Annotated in this window: 16 protein-coding genes; 9 read left to right on the top strand and 7 right to left on the bottom strand. The window is 70.6% G+C overall.

Going from position 1 to position 18,647, the window contains the following annotated elements:
* Window positions 1-15: 15 nt before the first annotated feature.
* Window positions 16-510 carry a GNAT family N-acetyltransferase gene (locus A6F73_RS12500; protein WP_063347868.1) on the bottom strand — a complete coding sequence of 165 codons (495 nt, stop codon included), beginning with the start codon at window positions 508-510 and terminating at the stop codon, window positions 16-18.
* A gap of 408 nt (window positions 511-918) precedes the next feature.
* Between A6F73_RS12500 and A6F73_RS12495 the strand changes: the two genes are divergently transcribed.
* Window positions 919-1,878 carry a helix-turn-helix domain-containing protein gene (locus A6F73_RS12495; protein ID WP_063347867.1) on the top strand — a complete coding sequence of 320 codons (960 nt, stop codon included), beginning with the start codon at window positions 919-921 and terminating at the stop codon, window positions 1,876-1,878.
* 43 nt (window positions 1,879-1,921) lie between these two features.
* Here the strand turns inward: A6F73_RS12495 and A6F73_RS12490 are convergent, their stop codons facing one another.
* The 4 genes from A6F73_RS12490 to A6F73_RS12475 form a co-directional block, all read right to left on the bottom strand.
* Window positions 1,922-2,710, bottom strand: coding sequence for a histidine phosphatase family protein (locus A6F73_RS12490; protein WP_079135631.1), 789 nt, complete (start codon window positions 2,708-2,710; stop codon window positions 1,922-1,924).
* A gap of 155 nt (window positions 2,711-2,865) precedes the next feature.
* Entirely contained in the window at window positions 2,866-4,479 is a 1,614-nt protein-coding gene (locus A6F73_RS12485; RefSeq protein WP_063347866.1) for a sodium:solute symporter family protein, read from the bottom strand.
* Complete coding sequence (locus A6F73_RS12480) at window positions 4,476-4,742, bottom strand: DUF3311 domain-containing protein (protein ID WP_063347865.1); 267 nt, start codon at window positions 4,740-4,742, stop codon at window positions 4,476-4,478. Before A6F73_RS12480 ends, A6F73_RS12485 begins: the two co-directional genes overlap by 4 nt.
* A gap of 367 nt (window positions 4,743-5,109) precedes the next feature.
* Window positions 5,110-5,901 carry a GntR family transcriptional regulator gene (locus A6F73_RS12475; protein WP_244293370.1) on the bottom strand — a complete coding sequence of 264 codons (792 nt, stop codon included), beginning with the start codon at window positions 5,899-5,901 and terminating at the stop codon, window positions 5,110-5,112.
* A gap of 337 nt (window positions 5,902-6,238) precedes the next feature.
* Here A6F73_RS12475 and A6F73_RS12470 point away from each other — a divergent pair, with 337 nt between their 5' ends.
* From A6F73_RS12470 to A6F73_RS12440, 7 genes are all read left to right on the top strand, one after another.
* On the top strand, window positions 6,239-7,531 hold the full coding sequence (locus tag A6F73_RS12470; RefSeq protein WP_063347864.1) for an extracellular solute-binding protein: 1,293 nt from the start codon (window positions 6,239-6,241) through the stop codon (window positions 7,529-7,531).
* Window positions 7,532-7,621: 90 nt separating this feature from the next.
* The gene (locus tag A6F73_RS12465; RefSeq protein WP_063347863.1) at window positions 7,622-8,650 is read left to right on the top strand and encodes a sugar ABC transporter permease; all 1,029 of its coding nucleotides are present in this window, start codon (window positions 7,622-7,624) and stop codon (window positions 8,648-8,650) included.
* The gene (locus A6F73_RS12460; RefSeq protein WP_063347862.1) at window positions 8,647-9,474 is read left to right on the top strand and encodes a carbohydrate ABC transporter permease; all 828 of its coding nucleotides are present in this window, start codon (window positions 8,647-8,649) and stop codon (window positions 9,472-9,474) included. Before A6F73_RS12465 ends, A6F73_RS12460 begins: the two co-directional genes overlap by 4 nt.
* Window positions 9,475-9,479: 5 nt before the next feature.
* Entirely contained in the window at window positions 9,480-11,033 is a 1,554-nt protein-coding gene (locus A6F73_RS12455; protein ID WP_063347861.1) for a glycoside hydrolase family 3 protein, read from the top strand.
* 432 nt (window positions 11,034-11,465) lie between these two features.
* Window positions 11,466-12,761, top strand: a complete 1,296-nt coding sequence (locus A6F73_RS12450; RefSeq protein ID WP_063347860.1) for an extracellular solute-binding protein — start codon at window positions 11,466-11,468, stop codon at window positions 12,759-12,761.
* 194 nt (window positions 12,762-12,955) lie between these two features.
* On the top strand, window positions 12,956-14,014 hold the full coding sequence (locus tag A6F73_RS12445; protein ID WP_063347859.1) for an SIS domain-containing protein: 1,059 nt from the start codon (window positions 12,956-12,958) through the stop codon (window positions 14,012-14,014).
* 482 nt (window positions 14,015-14,496) lie between these two features.
* Window positions 14,497-16,017, top strand: coding sequence for a PAS domain-containing sensor histidine kinase (locus A6F73_RS12440; protein WP_244293369.1), 1,521 nt, complete (start codon window positions 14,497-14,499; stop codon window positions 16,015-16,017).
* A gap of 519 nt (window positions 16,018-16,536) precedes the next feature.
* Here the strand turns inward: A6F73_RS12440 and A6F73_RS12435 are convergent.
* Window positions 16,537-16,788 carry a WhiB family transcriptional regulator gene (locus tag A6F73_RS12435; protein ID WP_014138019.1) on the bottom strand — a complete coding sequence of 84 codons (252 nt, stop codon included), beginning with the start codon at window positions 16,786-16,788 and terminating at the stop codon, window positions 16,537-16,539.
* Between the two features lie 383 nt (window positions 16,789-17,171).
* Window positions 17,172-18,143, bottom strand: a complete 972-nt coding sequence (locus tag A6F73_RS12430; RefSeq protein ID WP_063347858.1) for a diacylglycerol kinase family protein — start codon at window positions 18,141-18,143, stop codon at window positions 17,172-17,174.
* A 50-nt stretch (window positions 18,144-18,193) separates the two neighbouring features.
* Here A6F73_RS12430 and A6F73_RS12425 point away from each other — a divergent pair, with 50 nt between their 5' ends.
* Window positions 18,194-18,622 (top strand): hypothetical protein, encoded by a 429-nt coding sequence (locus tag A6F73_RS12425; protein WP_159398434.1) that lies wholly within the window; start codon window positions 18,194-18,196, stop codon window positions 18,620-18,622.
* Window positions 18,623-18,647: the final 25 nt, after the last annotated feature.

The raw sequence follows: 18,647 nt of genomic DNA, 5'->3' as shown, positions 1-18,647 counted from the left end.
ACGCCCCGGCCGGGCTCAGAACGCCAGGCTGTAGACCATCAGGTCCATGCCCGGGTACGGGGACCAGTCGCGCTCGGGGGTGCGGCGGAAGCCGGTCCGCTCGTAGACGCGGTGGGCGGCGGTCATCTGCGGGCGGGTGGAGAACGCCATGCCGTCCAGGCCGAGTGCGCGGCTGCGGGCGATGGTGGCGCGGACCAGGGCCTCGCCGACGCCCCGGCCGCGGGCGGCCGCGGCGGTGGCGAGCATCCGGATCTCGCCTTCTCGGGGGCTGGCGATGTCGGCCCACTCGGTGCCGCCGACGGCGTAGGTCACGCAGCCGAGGACCCGTCCTTCGGCCTGGTCGACCGCGACCAGGAGTTCGGCCTCCCGGGCCCGGCGGGCGGCGTCGCGCAGGAGCTCGACGTAGCTGCTCTCGGGCGAGGTGTGGCCGTCGCCGACGAAGGCCTCGACGGTGATGCGGCCGGCGTCGTCGAGGTCCTCCGGAAGGGCCTGGCGGATGAGGATGTCCATCCCGTCAGTGTGCCGGAGCCGTCCGGGGTGATGATCTCCGGGGTGGCCCGGACCGGGAGGGTGGCCGGGTCGGCGGAGGGGCGCAGCGAGGCGGCGGGCATGGTGCCGTACAGCCGGTCCAGGCGTTCCGGGCCGGCCGGGTAGCCGCCCGGGCGGTGCCAGTTGTCGCGGCCGGTGGCGGCGCCGCGGGCGACCTCCCGGCCGATCAGGGTGCCGAGCAGGCCGAAGCTTCCGACGGCCCCGACCAGGGCGATTGCGCTTGCGAGAGTGCCGGTGTCCATGGCTCCACTCTGGTCGGGTGGGGTGGCGGCCACGAGTGGCAGGAATGACTGATCTCATCGAAAAACTGCCACCCGGGCCTGCCCCGGCCCTTCCGTCGCCGGTGCCCGCCGGGGCATCCTGGGCGGCATGCTGAAGAACGTGGTCGCGGTGGTGCTGGAGGAGATCCACCCCTTCGAGCTCGGTGTCGCCTGTGAGGTCTTCGGCCTCGACCGCACGGCCGACGGCCTGCCCGGATACGACTTCGCGATCGCCGGCGCCCGCCCCGGGCCGCACACGACGCACTCCGGGTTCGCGGTGGACGTCCCGCACGGCCCCGAGCGGCTGGCCGGGGCCGACCTGGTGGTGGTCACCGCGACGACGATCCGCCCGGAGTACCCGGAGCCGCTGCTGGCGGCGCTGCGCTCGGTGGTGGCGGACGGCGGCAGGGTGCTGTCCATCTGCAGCGGCGCCTTCGTGCTCGGCGCCGCCGGGCTGCTGGACGACCGCCGCTCCACCACCCACTGGCGGCACAGCGAGGACCTGGCCCGGCGCTTCCCGCGGACCGCCGTCGAGCCGGACGTGCTGTACGTGGACGACGACCCGGTGATCACCTCGGCCGGGACGGCCGCCGGCATCGACGCCTGCCTGCACCTGGTGCGCAAGGCGCAGGGCGCCGAGGTGGCCCGGGGGATCGCCCGCCGGATGGTGGTGGCGCCGCACCGGGAGGGCGGGCAGGCCCAGTTCGTGAGCCGCCCGCTGCCCGGCGGCGACGGCGACTCGCTGGCGCCGCTGCTCGACTGGATGCGCCACCACCTGGACCGGGACTGCACCGTCGAGCAGTTGGCCGCCAGGGTCCACATGTCCCCGCGCACCTTCGCCCGCCGCTTCCAGCAGGAGACCGGCACCACACCGCACCGCTGGCTGACCGGGCAGCGGGTGCTGCTCGCCCAGCGGCTGCTGGAGTCCACCGCCGAACCGGTGGACGCGATCGCCGCCCGCTGCGGCTTCGGCAACGCGGCCGCGCTGCGGCACCACTTCGGGCGCCGGCTGGGGACCACGCCGCTGGCCTACCGGCGCTGCTTCGCCGGCCCGGACGACGAGGCGTGACCGGACGAGGAGGCGCGACCGGACGAGGGCTCGTGACCGGCGGTCAGTTCTCCAGGGCGAGGTGTTCGACGCTGTTCCAGCGGTCCGGGTGCAGCCGCCCGTCCTGGGCGCGCCACAGGCTGGTGGAACAGTTGCGCACGGGCGCGAGCGCGGTGAGCCGTTCCTCGGTGAGCCGCTCCAGCACGTAGCGCAGCATCAGCACCGTGCAGTCGTGCGCGACCAGCAGGACGGGCCGCCCGGCCTCCTCCTCGCAGAGGTCCCGCAGCAGGCTGCGCACCCGCAGTGCGACGTCGGCCCAGGACTCGCCGCCGGGCGGCCGGTAGTACAGCTCGCCCATCTTGCGCCGCCGGGCGGACTCCTCCGGGTGCTTGGCCTCGATCGCGGCCCGGGTCAGCATCTCCAGGACGCCCAGCTCGCGGTCGCGCAGCCGCTCGTCGTGGCGTACGGCGAGGGTGACCGGGACGGCGCCGAGCCCGGCGGCCTGGGCGAGCGCGATCCGGGCGGTCTCGGTGGTGCGCACGTACGGCGAGCACCAGACGCTGCGCGGGCGGTCGGCGCTGGGCAGGGCGGCCCACCAGCGGCCGAGCGCCTGGGCCTGCTGCTGGCCGTGCAGCGACAGCGGGATGTCGGCGTCCCGGCAGCTGATCGGGACGCTGAGCGCGCCGGCGGCCTCGGCCAGCTGGAACTCGACGTTGGCGGTGGACTCGCCGTGCCGGGTGGCGATCAGCACGGACGGCAGCCGGGTGGCCGACGCCGGGCGGTGGGTGGTGAGGTGGTGCGGGCTCTGGGTGGACTGGTGCTGGCCGTTGAGGGTGGTGCCGAGTTCTGCCATGGCCGCGTGCTCCCCGTGGGTCGATCAGTTGCCGGCCGGTCGCCGGTCCGGTCTGGTGGTGCCCTGCGAAGGCGGCTGTTCATACATATGATCGCGCCGCCTTCTCCAGTGTTCACGGAGAGGGCGGCGCGATCACAGGGCGCGTGCGGCGCGAATCAGTGCGCCGCTACGGGCTCCGGCGCGTTCTTCGGCTCCTCGTCGCCGGCCTCGGCGCTGTAGTCGGCGGGCCTGGTCTCGTCCGGGCCGTCGGGCGCCTTGACGGCGCGCAGCACCAGGGTGAGCGCCACCGCGACGATCAGGTTGAGCGCGAAGGCGGTCAGGCCGATGTAGCCGATCTCGCCGATGCCGGGGATCGCGGCCGCGTTGCCGCCGAAGTGCTTGGTGGCGGGGCTCGCGATGCCGTAGGCCTTCCAGGTGCCGTAGGCCATGCCGGCCGCCCAGCCGGCGAACAGCGCCCAGTGGTGGAACCAGCGGGTGAACAGGCCGCCGACGATCGCCACGAAGGTCTGCAGGATCCACAGGCCGCCGAGCAGCTGGAGGTTGATCGCGGCCTGCTTGTCCATGCCGAGTACGAAGACCAGCGCGCCGACCTTCACCAGCAGCGAGACCAGCTTGGCGATCCGGGTCTCGTCCGCCGGGGTGGCGGCGGGCTTCAGCCACTCCTTGTAGACGTTGCGGGTGAACAGGTTGGCCGCCGCGATCGACATGATGGCGGCCGGCACCAGCGCGCCGATCCCGATCGCCGCGAAGGCCACGCCGGTGAACCAGTCCGGGAACATGTCGGCGAACAGCTGCGGCACGGACAGCTGGGCGTTGAACTTCTTGTCGCCCTTGCCGACGCCCGCCGCGATGGCCATGAAGCCGAGCAGCGCCAGCAGGCCCAGCATCAGCGAGTACGCGGGCATGATCGCCATGTTGCGGCGCACCGTGCCGCGGGACTTGGAGGCCAGCACGCCGGTCACCGAGTGCGGGTACATGAACAGCGCCATCGCCGAGCCCAGCGCCAGCGTCGCGTACGTCCACTGCTTGTCGCCCGGGAGGGTCAGCGAGCCGGGGGACTTGGGGGCGCTGAACTTGTGCGCGGCCGCGTCGAAGATGTGCCCGTAGCCGCCGAGCCGGATCGGGATGTAGATCACCGCGACGATGATCACGATGTAGATCAGGGCGTCCTTGACGAAGGCGATCAGCGCCGGGGCGCGCAGCCCGGAGGAGTAGGTGTACGCGGCCAGCACGCCGAAGGCGAGGAACAGGGGCAGGTCCTTGACGAACCAGTTGGCGTTCTCGCCGCCGCCGACGCCCAGCACGTCCAGCACCGCCTGGATGCCGACGAGTTGGAGCGCGATGTACGGCATGGTGGCCAGGATCCCGGTCAGCGCGACGACCAGGGAGAGCGGCCGCGAGCCGTACCGGCCGCGGACGAAGTCGGCCGGGGTGACGTACCCGTGCACCCGGGAGACCGACCAGAGCCGGGGCAGGAAGAGGAAGACCAGCGGGTAGGCGACGATCGTGTACGGCACCGCGAAGAAGCCCGCCGCACCGGTCGCGTAGACCGCCGCCGGGACGGCGACGAAGGTGTACGCGGTGTAGAGGTCGCCGCCGAGCAGGAACCAGGTGACCCAGGTCCCGAAGCTGCGGCCGCCCAGGCCCCATTCGTCCAGGTGCGCCGCGTCGTCCGCGCGCCGCCAGCGGGAGGCGAGGAATCCCATCACGGTGACCAGGGCGAAGAACAGCACGAAGACGGTGAGGGCCGTGACGTTGACGTGGCTCATCGCGCGCCACCCGCCTTCCGCGCCGCCTTGCGGGCCTTCTCGTCCCGGTTGATCAGCAGGTACGCGGCCACGGTGAACACCGCGGACACCGGCACCCAGAGCAGCTGGTACCAGTAGAAGAACGGCACCCCGCCGACGCCCGGGTCGGTCTTGTCGTACGAGGACACCCACAGCATCGCGACGATCGGCACGAGCAGGGCGAGCCCGGCCAGCACCCGTGCGGGGGTCACCGCGGGCACCCGGTCCCCGGGTGGCTCGGGCATGACAGGTTCGACGGTATCGGGATCAGACGGCATCTTCGGCTCCGCTCCGGAGGGTTCTCCCCGTCGGCGCCGCAGCCCGCGGGGCACCGCACGCCCCCGCGAACCCGCCGAGCAGCACCATCGGTGATCGACAGTCAGTACGGCTGCGCAATCTAGGGCATGGAGTGATCCATGTCACCGGGGTCGGCGCAACTTCCCGCCATCCGGACGGCTACCGGTCGTATTCGACCGGTACTGCCCCTCCCGTGACGCGAACGGGCACCGGCGCGCGCGGGTCGCGCGCGCCGGTGCCCGTGGTGCGAGGGGGGAGTGCTCTGCCCTGAACTACTCCGCCCCGAACTGCCTCGCCCGGACTGCTCCGCCCGGACTACTCCGGGCGCTTGAGCCGGGTGATGAACTTGTAGCGGTCGCCGCGGTAGATCGAGCGGACCCACTCCACCGGGTCGCCGTCGGCGTCGAAGGAGTGCCGGGAGAGCTGGAGCATCGGCAGCCCGAGGTCGGAGCCGAGCAGGCCGGCCTCGCGCGGGTTGGCGAGGGTGGTCTCGATGGTCTCCTCGGCCTCGGCCACGGTGACCCCGTACACCTCGCGCAGCGCCGCGTACAGCGAGTTGTGCTTGGCGAGGTTGCGCCGCAGCGCGGGGAAGCGCTTGGCGGACAGGTGGGCGACCTCGATGGCCATCGGGTCGCCGTTGGCCAGCCGCAGGCGCTCGATCCGCAGCACCCGGCCGCCGGGCTTGATGTCGAGCAGCGGGGCGAGCCGGTCGTCGGCGGTGATGTAGCCGATCTCGATCAGCCGCGAGGCGGGCTCCAGGCCCTGGGCCCGCATGTCCTCGGTGTAGGAGGTGAGCTGGAGGGCCTGGGCGACCTTGGGCTTGGCGACGAAGGTGCCCTTGCCCTGGATGCGCTCCAGCCGGCCCTCGACGACCAGTTCCTGCAGCGCCTGGCGCACGGTGGTGCGGGAGGTGTCGAACTGGGCGGCCAGCGCGCGCTCGGGCGGGACCGGGGTGCCGGCGGGCTGGGTCTCGGTCAGCTGGAGCAGGTGGCGCTTGAGACCGTAGTACTTGGGGACGCGCGCGGTCGGGTCGGCGCCGGCCTGCGTCGGGAGGTTTTTCACCTCGGGGTCGTTGACCTGGGCGGTGGTTCCCCCGTCGCTGCTCATCGGACCTGTTCTCCCGCTTCTCGCGGGGCCTTTACGGGCCCCGCCACATAGTTAACGGGTGACATCGTTGCATGTATGGCTACGGAACGAATACCTCATCACGCGATGAACGATGTGCGGTGTCGGCTTGATAACGGGTGGTCCGGATCGGTCGAACAGCCGTTGACAGGCCCATTGGTCTAGGCCAAGCTCCAGGCATCTGGTCTACACCACTAGGCCGGTCACTATGAATCCCCCCACCCGCTCGAAGGGGTCCGCGGCACCTTTCCCCCCGCTTTACGTGGGTCTGCCGCTGCCGCCCGACGGGGGTAACCCAGGCATCCCTCAGGAGGATGGCGTGAAGCGTCAGCTCATCGCGGCGGTCGGCGTCGCAGCAATGGTCGTCGGCCTGGCGGCCTGTGGCTCGGACGGCAAGAGCAAGGACAACGCCGGTTCGAACTCGTCGTCCGCGGCGGGCGCCAAGAACTACAGCGGCAAGACGCTGAAGGTGTGGCTGATGACCGGCTCCGCCCCGAAGGGCTGGACCGACGCGGTCAAGAGCGAGTTCGAGACCACCTACCCGGGCTCCAAGGTCGACTTCCAGATCCAGGAGTGGGACGGCATCGGTCAGAAGGTGACCGCCGCGCTGTCCGAGGGCTCGGTCGACGTCGTCGAGCTCGGCAACACCCAGACCTCCGGCTACGCGGCCTCGGGCGGCCTGCTCGACATCACCAAGGACAAGTCCGCCCTGGGCGGTGACGGTTGGAACGCCAACCAGAACGAGGCCGCCCAGCTGGACGGCAAGCAGTTCGCCGCCCCGTGGTGGGTCTCCAACCGCGTCGTCGCCTACAACAAGGACCTCTGGGCCAAGGCCCAGCTGACCGACGCGCCGAAGACCCTGGACGAGTTCTACGCCGACCTGGACAAGCTGAAGGCCACCGAGGGCGTCGCCGACCCGATCTACCTGCCGGGTCAGGAGTGGTACACCTACTTCGGTCTGCTCACCGGTGAGGGCGGCAAGATCGCCAAGAAGGACGGCGACAAGTGGGTCGGCGGCCTGTCCTCGCCCGAGGCGCAGAAGGCCTTCGAGACCTACAAGAAGCTGCAGGGCTACTCGGCCACCGGTCCGAAGGACAAGGACGAGGCCACCCCGCAGCAGAAGGACGTCTTCGGCAAGGGCAACGTCGGCACCATGATCGCCCTCGGCTGGGAGCTCCCGGCGGAGAAGGACATGGCGAAGGACAAGATCGGCTTCTTCCCGCTCCCGGGCAAGACCGCTGACAAGCCCTCCGGCGTCTTCCTCGGCGGCTCGAACCTGGCGATCGGTGCGCAGAGCAAGAACACCGACATGGCCAAGGACTTCCTGAAGATCGCCCTCAACGACAAGAACGAGGGCGCGGTCGCCGCCGCCGGCAACATCCCGAACAAGGCCGCGCTGAACAGCCAGCTCACCGGCGACTTCGCGAAGGCCGCCCAGTCCGCCTCGGCGGTCGGCGCGGTCACCCCGATCACCCCGAACTGGGCGAGCGTCGAGGACAAGCCGAACCCGATCAAGGAGTTCCTGACCGCGGCCCTCCAGGGCGGCGACTACGCGGCCACCGCGAAGAAGTACGACGACGAGATCGCGAAGCGGCTCAACCAGAAGCAGTAGGCACCGAGCGGCGTCGCTCACCGACCCCCGGCGGGGGGTCGGTGAGCGACGCCTGTCCGTCGTGGTTCGGGTTGTGAGGAAGTGAGAACGATGGCTGTGCATTCGGAGCGGGTGCAGACGCAGTCCCCGGATTCAGGGAAGGCTGCCGTGGCCGGAATTGAGACGAGTGCCGCCGGTGGTGGCGCCAACGGCACCCCCCGCAAGGGCGCCAGACCCGCAGGCGGGCCGAGCCTCGGCGCACGCCTGGCACCGTACCTGCTGCTGCTGCCCGCCACCGTGGCGACCCTCGCCCTGCTCGGCTGGCCGCTGGTGAAGACGGTCCTGCTGTCGTTCCAGAACCTCAACAAGCGCCAGTTCGTCCAGCACCTGACCGAGTGGAACGGCTTCGACAACTACAAGGAGCAGCTGACCGACCCGGACTTCTGGGCGGTCACCGGGCGCACCGTCGTCTTCACCCTGGTCAACGTCGTGCTGATCATGGTCGGCGGCACCCTGATCGGCCTGCTGCTCAACCGCCTCGGCAAGCGGATGCGGCTGCTCCTCTCGGTCGGCCTGCTGATGGCCTGGGCGATGCCCGTGGTCGCCGCGACCACCGTCTACACCTGGCTGTTCGACCAGCAGTGGGGCGTCGTCAACTGGTTCCTGGACAAGCTGGGTTGGCACGCGATGGCCGACTACAACTGGATGAGCGACCAGTACTCGACCTTCTTCGTGGTGATCCTGCTGATCGTCTGGCAGTCGGTCCCCTTCGTGGCGTTCAACATGTACGCCGGACTGACCACCATCCCCAAGGAGCTCTACGAGGCCGCCCGGATGGACGGCGCCGGCGCGTCCAAGATCTTCGGCTCGGTGATCTTCCCGAACCTGAAGCCGTTCTTCCTGGCCACGACGTTCCTGGAGATCATCTGGGTCTTCAAGGCCTTCACCCAGGTGTACGCGATCAACGGCGGCGGCCCCGAGAACCTGACCCGCACCCTGCCCGTGCACGCCTTCCTGGAGGGTTCGTCCGGGCAGCACTACGGCATCGGCTCCGCGATCGCGGTGCTCACCATCCTGATGCTGGGCGCGATGATGGCGTACTACTTCCGCATCATGATCAAGCAGGAGGACGAGCTGTGAGGCGCTCGCTCATCGGACGTACCTGGCCGAACGTGATCGCGGTCGTCCTCTTCGTCTTCTTCATCTTCCCCGTCTACTGGATGATCGCGACTGCCTTCAAGCAGGACAACGACATCATCAGCAAGACGCCGGTCTTCATCCCGTTCAACGGGACCCTCGACCACTTCACCACCGCGATCAACGCGCCCAACTTCTGGACGTACGTCACCAACAGCCTCATCGCCACCGTCGGTGCGGTGCTGATCTCGCTGGTGATCGCGACCCTCGCGGCCTTCGCCATCGCCCGGATGAAGTTCCGCGGCCGCAAGGCCTTCGTCCTGGTCGTCATGGTCGCGCAGATGGCGCCGTGGGAGGTCATGACCATCGCGGTCTACATGATCTCGCGCGACAACGAGATGCTGAACAGCCTCGTGCCGCTGACGTTCTTCTACATGATGATGGTGCTGCCCTTCACCATCTGGACGCTGCGCAGCTTCATCGCCGCGGTGCCGAAGGAGCTGGAGGAGTCGGCCATGGTGGACGGCTGCACCCGCTCCCAGGCCTTCGTGAAGGTGATCTTCCCGCTGCTGGCCCCCGGTCTGATGTCGACCTCGCTGTTCGGCTTCATCACCGCGTGGAACGAGTTCCCGCTCGTCCTGATCCTCAACAAGGAGGAGGGCAAGACCCTCCCGCTGTGGCTGTCGTCCTTCAAGACCGCCTTCGGCAACGACTGGGGCGCCACCATGGCGGCGTCCACGATGTTCGCCATCCCCGTGCTGATCCTGTTCGTCTTCCTGCAGCGCAAGGCGGTCGGCGGACTGACCGACGGCGCCGTGAAGGGCTGAGAAACGTGAGCATCCTCGTCCCCACCGCTCCGGTCAGCGACCAGCTGCACCGTGACGCCCTGACCGTCCTGCAGCCCGGCTTCGTCGGCACCGAGCCGCCGCAGTGGCTGCGCCGCCACCTCGCCGCCGGGCTCGGCTCGGTCGCGCTGTTCGACCGCAACGTGGTCGACCTCGACCAGCTCGCCAAGCTCACCAAGGCGCTGCGCGAGGAGAACCCCGACCTCCTGATCGCCATCGACGAGGAGAGCGGCGACGTCACCCGGCTGGAGGCGGGCTCCGGCTCGTCCTGGCCCGGCAACCTCGCACTCGGCGCGATCGACGACCCGGCGCTGACCCGGGACGTCGCCCGCGAGCTGGGCCGGGCGCTGGCCGCGGCCGGCGTCAACTACAACTGGGCGCCCACCGCGGACGTCAACTCCAACCCGCGCAACCCGGTCATCGGCGTCCGCTCCTTCGGCGCCGACCCGGAGCTGTGCGCCCGGCACACCGCCGCCTGGGTGGAGGGCCTCCAGTCGGCCGGCGTGGCCGCCTGCTCCAAGCACTTCCCCGGCCACGGCGACACCGCCGTCGACTCGCACCACGGGCTGCCGGTCATCGACGTCGACCTGGACGTGCTGCGCTCGCGCGACCTGATCCCGTTCCAGGCGGCGATCGCGGCGGGCACCAAGGCCGTGATGACCGCCCACATCATGATCCCGGCGCTCGACCCGAAGCTGCCGGCCACCCTCAGCCCGCTCGTGCTGCGCGACCTGCTGCGCGCCGCCCCGGCCGACGGCGGCCTCGGCTACCAGGGCCTGATCGTCAGCGACGCGATCGAGATGGGCGCCATCGCCGACACCTTCGGGATGGGCGACGGCACCGTGCTGGCCCTGGCGGCTGGCGCGGACGCGATCTGCGTCGGCGGCGGGCTGGCCGACGAGGACACCGTGCTGATGCTGCGCGACGCCATCGTGGCGGGCGTGCGGGCCGGCGTGCTCTCCGAGGAGCGGCTGGCGGACGCCGCCGACCGGGTCCGCTCGCTCGGCAGCTGGGGCCGGATCTCGGCCCAGGGCGAGCGGCCGGAGCCGGACCTCGCGGTCGGCCTGCGGGCCGCCCGCCGGGCGCTGAAGGTGGTCCGGGCGCCGGGCCACGAGCCGCAGCCGGTGTCCGAGCGCCCGTTCGTGGCCTCGTTCTCGGACGAGCCGAACATCGCCGTCGGCGACGTCACCCCGTGGGGCGTGGCCGGCATGCTGGCCGACCGCTTCCCCGGCACCCGCACCCGCGCGGTCTCGGCGGCGCAGGCCGCCCCCGAGCTGCTGGACGCCCTGGTCGCCGAGCTGGTGGCCGGCGCCGAGGGCCGCCGCCTGGTGCTGGTGGTCCGGGACGCGCACCGGCACGCCTGGATGTCCGCCGCGCTGGGCCGCCTGGTGGCGGCCCGGCCGGACGCCGCGGTGGTCGAGATGGGGCTGCCGCAGTCCGAGCCGGTCGGCGCGCTCTACATCGCCACCCACGGCGCCGCCCGGGTCTGCGGGCTGGCGGCCGTGGAGGTGCTCACCGGGCAGCCGGGAGCCATCGGCTGAGACCGAGGGGGGCGTCACCGGGAGTGTCCGGGAGGCGTCGGCCGACGGGCCCGTCATGCGCATGTCGCATGGCGGGCCCGTTTCGTTTCCCCACCGTTCGACCTGCGGATTCGCCAGGTGACCGTGCTCCCTCAAGTAGGCCTTAAATCCACCTTAAGTCCCACTTAGGGTGACGGTACGGCGACTGATCGCCACGGGGTACAACAGCTCTGCAACGGCCGTGGCGACGAGGCCATTTGGCCGTTGACACCACCTATGGTCTAGGCCAGAGTCCAGTCATCCGGTTCGAAATTCAACCTCACCGGATGTGGTATCGGCCCTCCCCGAAGCTCTTCGCCCCTGCCCGGACCCTCCGTTGCGGGCGCCATCACGCTGCCGGCGGGCAACACGGCTCTAGCACCCTCGGAGGATGGCGTGAAGAAGCGTCAGCTCATGTCGACGTTCGGAATCACTGCCCTGGCGATCGGGCTGACGGCCTGTTCATCGGCCGGTACGGCGTCGAAGGACGGCAAGAGCCCCGGCGCCGACCCGAAGGCCGCGAGCGGCACCGTCACCGTCTGGCTGATGGACGACGCCCAGAAGAACTGGCCCGACCTGGTGCAGCAGGTCAACGACCAGTTCGCGGCGAAGTACCCGAACGTCACCCTCAAGCTCGCCTACCAGGGCTGGGCCGACAAGGTGACCAAGCTCGACAAGGCGATCGCCGACGGCTCCGCGCCCGACGTGGTCGAGCTCGGCAACACCGAGACCATGAAGTACGTGCTCTCCGGCGCGCTGGCCCCGGTCGACCGGACCACCTTCGACAACTCCGACAGCTGGATCAAGGCGCTCGCCAACACCTGTACGTACCAGGACAAGCTCTTGTGCGTGCCCTACTACGCCGGCGCCCGGGTCGCCATCTACAACGCCGCCACCTTCCAGCAGGCCACCGGCAGCGCCGAGTTCCCCAAGACCGAGGCCGACCTGACGGCGGCCCTGGACAAGGTCGCCGACAAGAACAAGGCCGACAAGAGCTACTCCTCGCTCTACCTGCCCGGCCCGTACTGGTACGCCGCGATGAGCTACGTGGCCGCGTACGGCGGCAGCATCGCCAAGTTCGACAGCTCCGGCAACTGGCACGGCACCCTGCACGACGCCAAGTCCCAGCAGGGCATCAGCCACTTCGTCGACCTGGTCCGCAAGTACACCAAGGGCGACCTGACGGTGAACGAGCAGAACCAGTTCGAGTCGATGGCCCGCGGGCGCGCCGCGTCCTTCTACGGCAACGGCTACGAGGCGGCCAGCGTCGTCGCGCCGGGCACCGGCGACCCGAGCCTCAAGGACACCGTCAAGATGGCCACCATGCCCGGCCCGGACGGCAAGCCGCTGCCCACCTTCATCGGCGGCTCCGACCTCGCGGTCACCGCCAAGTCCGCGCAGGTCGAGCTGGCCACCGACTGGGTGCGGATGTTCACCAGCACCAAGTCCCAGCAGACGCTGGCCGACAAGGACATCCTGCCGAACAACCTCACCCAGCTGAACCCGCTGAAGAACAAGCCGACCACCGCCGCGGCGGCCAACGCGGTGCCGGACGCCTGGTTCACCCCGCTGGCCCCCGGCTGGGGCGCGATCGAGAAGCAGAAGATCCTGCCCGACATGCTGACCGGCATCCTCAAGGGCAAGTCGGTGGACCAGGCCACCAAGGACGCCGACGCCGCGATCGACCAGCTGATCAACAAGGCGTCCTGACCCGGCGCCGCCAGCCGCACAGGCCGAAGGCCCGTCCCGTCCGGGGCGGGCCTTCGGGTGTGCCCGCCCGGGGCGGCCCCCGTAGGATTGCGGCAGGAAACCACCGCAGCGAGTGTGCGGACTCGCCGCCGTAGAGGTCCCCGTCGGGCAACCTGCCCGGAGGGGTCGAACCATCTCATCGGAGGCACATCCTGATGTCCGACCCGCAGACTGTTTCCGTTCCTGGCCGGATCATGGCGGCGGAGATGGCCGAGCAGCCGGCCGTCCTCCAGCGCATCCTCGACGAGGGTGCCCCGAAGATCCGCCAGATCGCGGCCGAGATCGCCGCCCGCAACCCTCGCTTCGTCCTGCTGACCGCGCGCGGCACGTCCGACAACGCGGCGCTGTACGCCAAGTACCTGATCGAGATCCTGCTCGGCAAGCCGGCCGGCCTGACCTCGATGTCCACCACCACCGCGTACGGCGCCAAGCCGGACCTCACCGACGTCCTGGTCGTCACCGTCAGCCAGTCCGGCGGCTCGCCCGACCTGGTGGCCTCCACCAAGGCCGCCCGCGAGGCCGGCGCCATCACCCTCGCCGTCACCAACAACGCGTCCTCGCCGCTGGCCGAGGTCTCCGAGTTCCACATCGACGTGCTGGCCGGCCCGGAGAAGGCGCTGCCCGCCACCAAGACCTACACCGCCGAACTGCTGGCGCTCTACCTGCTGGTCGAGGGCCTGCGCGGCGGCGACGGTGCGGCGGCCAAGGAGCTGCCCGGCCTGGCCGCCGGCGTCCTGGCCCGCCACGCCGAGGTGAAGGCGCTGGCCGAGCGGTACCGCTTCGCCCAGCGCCTGGTCATCACCTCGCGCGGCTACGGCTACCCGACCGCCCGCGAGGCGGCGCTGAAGCTGATGGAGACCACCTACATCCCGGCCTCCCCGTTCTCCGGCGCCGATCTGCTGCACGGCCCGCTGGCCATGGTGGACAACGTCTCGCCGGTCATCGCGATCGTTCCGGACGGCAAGGGCGGCGAGGCCCTGCAGCCGGTGCTGGACCGCCTGCGCGGCCGCGGCGCGGACCTGGTCGTGGTCGGCCAGCAGGCGCAGGTGGACGCCGCCTCGGCCGGCTTCGCCCTGCCGGCCGGCGTGCCGGAGGAGGTCCAGCCGATCCTGGAGATCCTCCCGCTGCAGCTGCTGGCCTACGAGGTCACCATCGCCCGCGGCCAGGACCCGGACGCCCCGCGCGCCCTGGCCAAGGTCACCGAGACGCACTGAGGCACGGCGCCACGCGATCGGGCCCCCGTCCACAGGCTGTGGACGGGGGCCCGACTCGTTGAGCGGCGGAACATGGCTTCGGCGGGGGAGCGCCCGGAACGCGTCGCACCCCCGGAACGCGTCGCGCCTGGCGCTCGGCGTACCCGGAAAGCACTACGGGCCACGGCGCCGACACGGGACCCTCAACCCATGCGGCACCGCAGCCCGGAGCTGTCGTCGGTCGCCGGAGTCGATCGAGAACTGTGCGGGGTCCTCGTTCGGCGGCGTCCGACCGAGGAAAGGCCTCGCGCGGTCAGGGCAGTTGCGCGGTGGGCCTCTCCTTGGTGCCCTTTCATTGTGGACTAGACCAATCTGGGTTGTCCAGGCCGCTCCGGAAATTGGTCTGGACAACTTCGGGAAGCGGGCTCCGCCGCAGGCCCGGCGCATGATCCGTTCCCCGGTCCGCCGCGCCGCGCCCCGACCGGCGGCGCTACCCTCGCCATGTGCCCTCGCTGAACGAACTCGTCCGCCGCCACACCACCCTGACCGGGGCCGATGTGGAATGGCTCCACATGCTGGTCTCGGAGTGGCAGCTCCTCTCCGACCTCTCCTTCGCCGACCTGGTCCTGTGGATCCCCACCTGGGACGGCATCCGCTACGTCTCGGTGGCGCAGATGCGGCCCAACACCGGCCCCACCTCCTACCAGGACGACATGGTCGGCCACCTCGTCCCGCGCGGGCGCCGCCCACTGCTGGACGCCGCCTTCGACGAGGGCCGGATCGTGCGCGAGGGCGACCCGGAGTGGCGCGAGGAGGTGCCGGTCCGGGTCGAGTCCATCCCGGTCCGGCGCGAGGGCAAGGTGCTCGGGGTGATCGCCCGCAACACCAACCTGCTGACCGTCCGCACCCCCAGCCGGCTGGAGCTCACCTACCTGCAGAGCGCCTCAGACCTGGCCCAGATGATCGCCGCCGGCAGCTTCCCCTTCCACGGCGTCGAGCAGATCGACATGGACGCCGCCCCCCGGGTCGGCGACGGCCTGATCCGGCTCGACGCGGACGGCATCGTCACCTACGCCAGCCCCAACGCCCTGTCCGCCTACCACCGGCTCGGCCTCACCACCGACCTGGTCGGCAGCCACCTGGGCCGGGCCACCGCCGAACTGGTCCCGCCCTCCAGGGCGGCCGTGCACGAGGCGCTGGTGAAGCTGGCGAGCGGCTGGGCGCCGCGGCAGACCGAGGTCGAGGTGCAGGGCGGGGTGGTGACCCTGCGGGCCATCCCGCTCAAGCCCAAGGGCACGCTGACCGGTTCGCTGGTGCTCTGCCGGGACGTCACCGAACTGCGCCGCCGCGACCGCGAGCTGATGACCAAGGACGCCACCATCCGGGAGATCCACCACCGGGTGAAGAACAACCTGCAGACCGTCGCCGCCCTGCTGCGGCTGCAGTCCCGCCGGATGGAGTCGGAGGCCGGCCGGGCCGCGCTGGACGAGGCGGTGCGCCGGGTCGGCTCGATCGCGATCGTGCACGAGACGCTGTCCCAGGCGCTGGACGAGCAGGTGGCCTTCGACGAGATCGCCGACCGGGTGCTGGCGATGGTGATGGAGCTGTCCCAGGACGGCCGGGTGGCGACCCGCCGCAGCGGCAGCTTCGGCATCCTGTCCGCCGAGGTGGCCACCCCGCTGTCGATGGTGCTGAACGAACTGCTGCAGAACGCGCTGGAGCACGCCTTCGGCCCGTCCGCCTCCGGGAACCTGGAGGTCAGCGCGCTGCGCGGGCGGGCCCCGGCGACCGGGGCGGGCTGGTCGGACAGCTGGAACGGCGGCGCCCGGCCGGAGGAGTTCCTGCTGATCACGGTGCAGGACGACGGCCGCGGCATGCCCGAGGGGTTCGACCCACAGACGGCCGGCAACCTCGGCCTGCAGATCGTCCGCACGCTGGCCACCGGCGAGTTGGGCGGCACCTTCGACATGGTGGCCGGTCCGGACGGCGGCACCAAGGTGATCCTGGAGATCCCGGTCCGCTGATCCGCCGACCGGTCTGCGGTGCGGTGCGGTCCGCGGTCCGGTCCGCACCGCGGTCCGCGGAAAGGTGCAGCGAGGCGCGTGGTGGGGGCGTGCACTCGGCGAAAGCGCCGGGTGTCCACCCCACGAGCCCGGCGCGGGTCGGCCCGCGCGGGGGCGTGCCAGGGTGCGGGCGCGCCGGGGCGCGCACACAAACCGGGGCGCGAAAACAGAAACGAGGCCCTGTCGACCGGGGGGGGGGTGGGTCGACAGGGCCTCTCAACCCGTTCCGGCCGTCGGGGGGAGTCGGCCGGAACGGGGGCTCTGGGTGGTGCGACACCTCGCCCGTGCGTTGCACACGGTGAGCGCCACAGCTCCACGATATTGCTCTAAGTGAACAGTATCAAGTGGCTGGACGGTCCGGTGTCGCGGGACCTCGCCAGGCAAGGCCCTTTGTGCGGAAGGCTTCACCAGGAGGTGCAGGGAAGCCTTTGATCATGTGTTGATCGGTGTTTCGGTTACTGCTGGTGTTACGGCGTGTGATCAGGCGGTGCGGGCGCGGTTGCGGGCGGCACGGCGCTTCATCGCGCGACGCTCGTCCTCGCTCATACCGCCCCAGACGCCGGCATCCTGGCCGGTCTCAAGAGCCCACTGCAGGCACTGCTCCATGACCGGACAGCGGCGGCACACGGCCTTGGCTTCCTCGATCTGCAGCAGAGCAGGACCGGTGTTCCCGATCGGGAAGAACAGCTCCGGGTCCTCTTCGCGGCAGACAGCGCGGTGGCGCCAGTCCATGGTCGTCCAACTCCTCCTGCCGGCGGGGGGCACCCGGTCGGCATAATCGATGGCTTGTGAATGTGGCTTGTGAATGTGAACGCTTTCACGAATCCCGCAACAGCAAAAGAGACCAAAGGCCCGCCGGGGCCCGGGTGGTCTGTGCTAGGGAGGGATTCGGCGATTCGAGGGACGTTCCGCGGTCGACACCCGCCAGGTTCTGAGGTTGCCGTCGCTGCGATGCGTCCCGATCGCCATGTAGAGGTTCGCAAACCTCGGGCCCGGATACAACCCCCTTCAGGGAGGAATTTTTGATTCTTCGGTGTCGCCTAGCTCACAGCCAGTACTTCTATGGAGTGAAGGGGGCTTGTGCGTTCGAGAAGAAGGGCGAAACCCCCTTCCGGTCACACAATCACACGCAGTGCCCGCCGTACGCCTGTGAAACTGACGCGACTCCTGTCTCCAAGGTGGTCCCCGTCAACCTGGAACGGGGCCGGTTCCTCTGAAACCAAGGTGAAGTGTCTGACGTCGTGATAGGAGACGACGTGCTTGCCGGACGGGCCGGCCGGCGGGGCGCCTTCGCTCGAAGAGGCGTACGACCGCAGGATCTGACGGATCGTTCGAACGGTGCCGAACGCCGTCATCCGGGTGATCCCGAAGACGTCGAGATCAGTGTCGAAGGAGGCGAGCGGTGAGGGGTACACCGGGCGGTTGCCGAGGAACGTCCACGGCGAGGTGTTGCTGACTATGGCCAGGGCCAGGCCCGGCACGCCTTCTCGGCCCGGTAGTTCCAGGGCCACAGGCCCGGAACGACGCTGCTCACGCTGGGTGACGTAGTGCCGCAGCGCCTGCCCCACATAGAGCGCGTGGGTGGACTTGCGCCCCAACCGGCGCTGCTCCTCGACCCGGCCGACCACCCCGGCGTCGAAGCCCAGGCCGGCGGTGAAGGTGAACCAGCGGTCCGGCAGCCCGTCGGTCATCGCCTTGCCCAGACCGACCGGCCGCTCGCTCCCGTGCTCCAGCGCGTACAGCAGGGCGCCGGTGGCCTCCACCGGGTCGTTGGGCAGACCCAGCGCGCGGGCGAACACATTGGTCGAACCGCCCGGCACCACGGCCAGTCGCGGGACCTTCTCGCCCGGGCCGTGCGTGAGCAGCCCGTTCACCACCTCGTTCACGGTGCCGTCGCCGCCGAGCGCCACCACCAGGTCGACCGTGCCGTCCTCCGAGGCCTCGCGGGCCAGGTCGCGGGCGTGGCCCCGGTACTGCGTCTCGGCCACCTCCAGCTTGAGGTCGCTGCGCAGCGCGTGGATCAGTACGTCCCTGGTGCGGCCACTGGTGGTGGTGGCCTTGTGGTTCACGACCAGGAGAGCGCGCATGGGGAAAGCCTACGGGTCGGTACGGACCAACCGGCGGCTACCCTGCTGGAGTGACCGCAGAATCCTCCGCACCCGTACCCACGGCGGGCCCGGCCCGCCCCTTGGCGCTGACCGTGGGCGCCGCCATCACCGCCCTGGAGGGCGCCGCGCTGGCCGTCGTCGGCGTCTGGGACATGGTGTCCGCGCTGTCCGGCCAGTCCAAGCAGCTCGCCCTGAACGAGTTCGGCGGCCTGGTCATCGTGCTGCTCGGCGTGCTGCCGGTGCTGGCCGCCCGCGCGCTGCTCAAGGAGCGCCGCTGGGGCCGCAGCCCGGCCGTGCTCACCAACTCGATCTGCCTGCCGATCGGGTACTACATGCTGGAGAGCGGCGGCGCGATGATCGGCGTCGGCGTGCTGGTCGGCCTGCTCGGACTGGTCGGCATCGGCGCGCTGCTGAACCCGAAGTCGACGGCGGCCCTGTACGCGTCGCACGAGGGCTGAGCGCACAGGGCCGCCGGGGGTCGGC

The sequence above is a fragment of the Streptomyces sp. MJM8645 genome (assembly GCF_001625365.1).
Taxonomy (GTDB): domain Bacteria; phylum Actinomycetota; class Actinomycetes; order Streptomycetales; family Streptomycetaceae; genus Kitasatospora.
The sequence above is the reverse complement of the archived record's forward strand: the minus strand, read 5'-3'. Positions and strand labels throughout refer to the sequence as shown.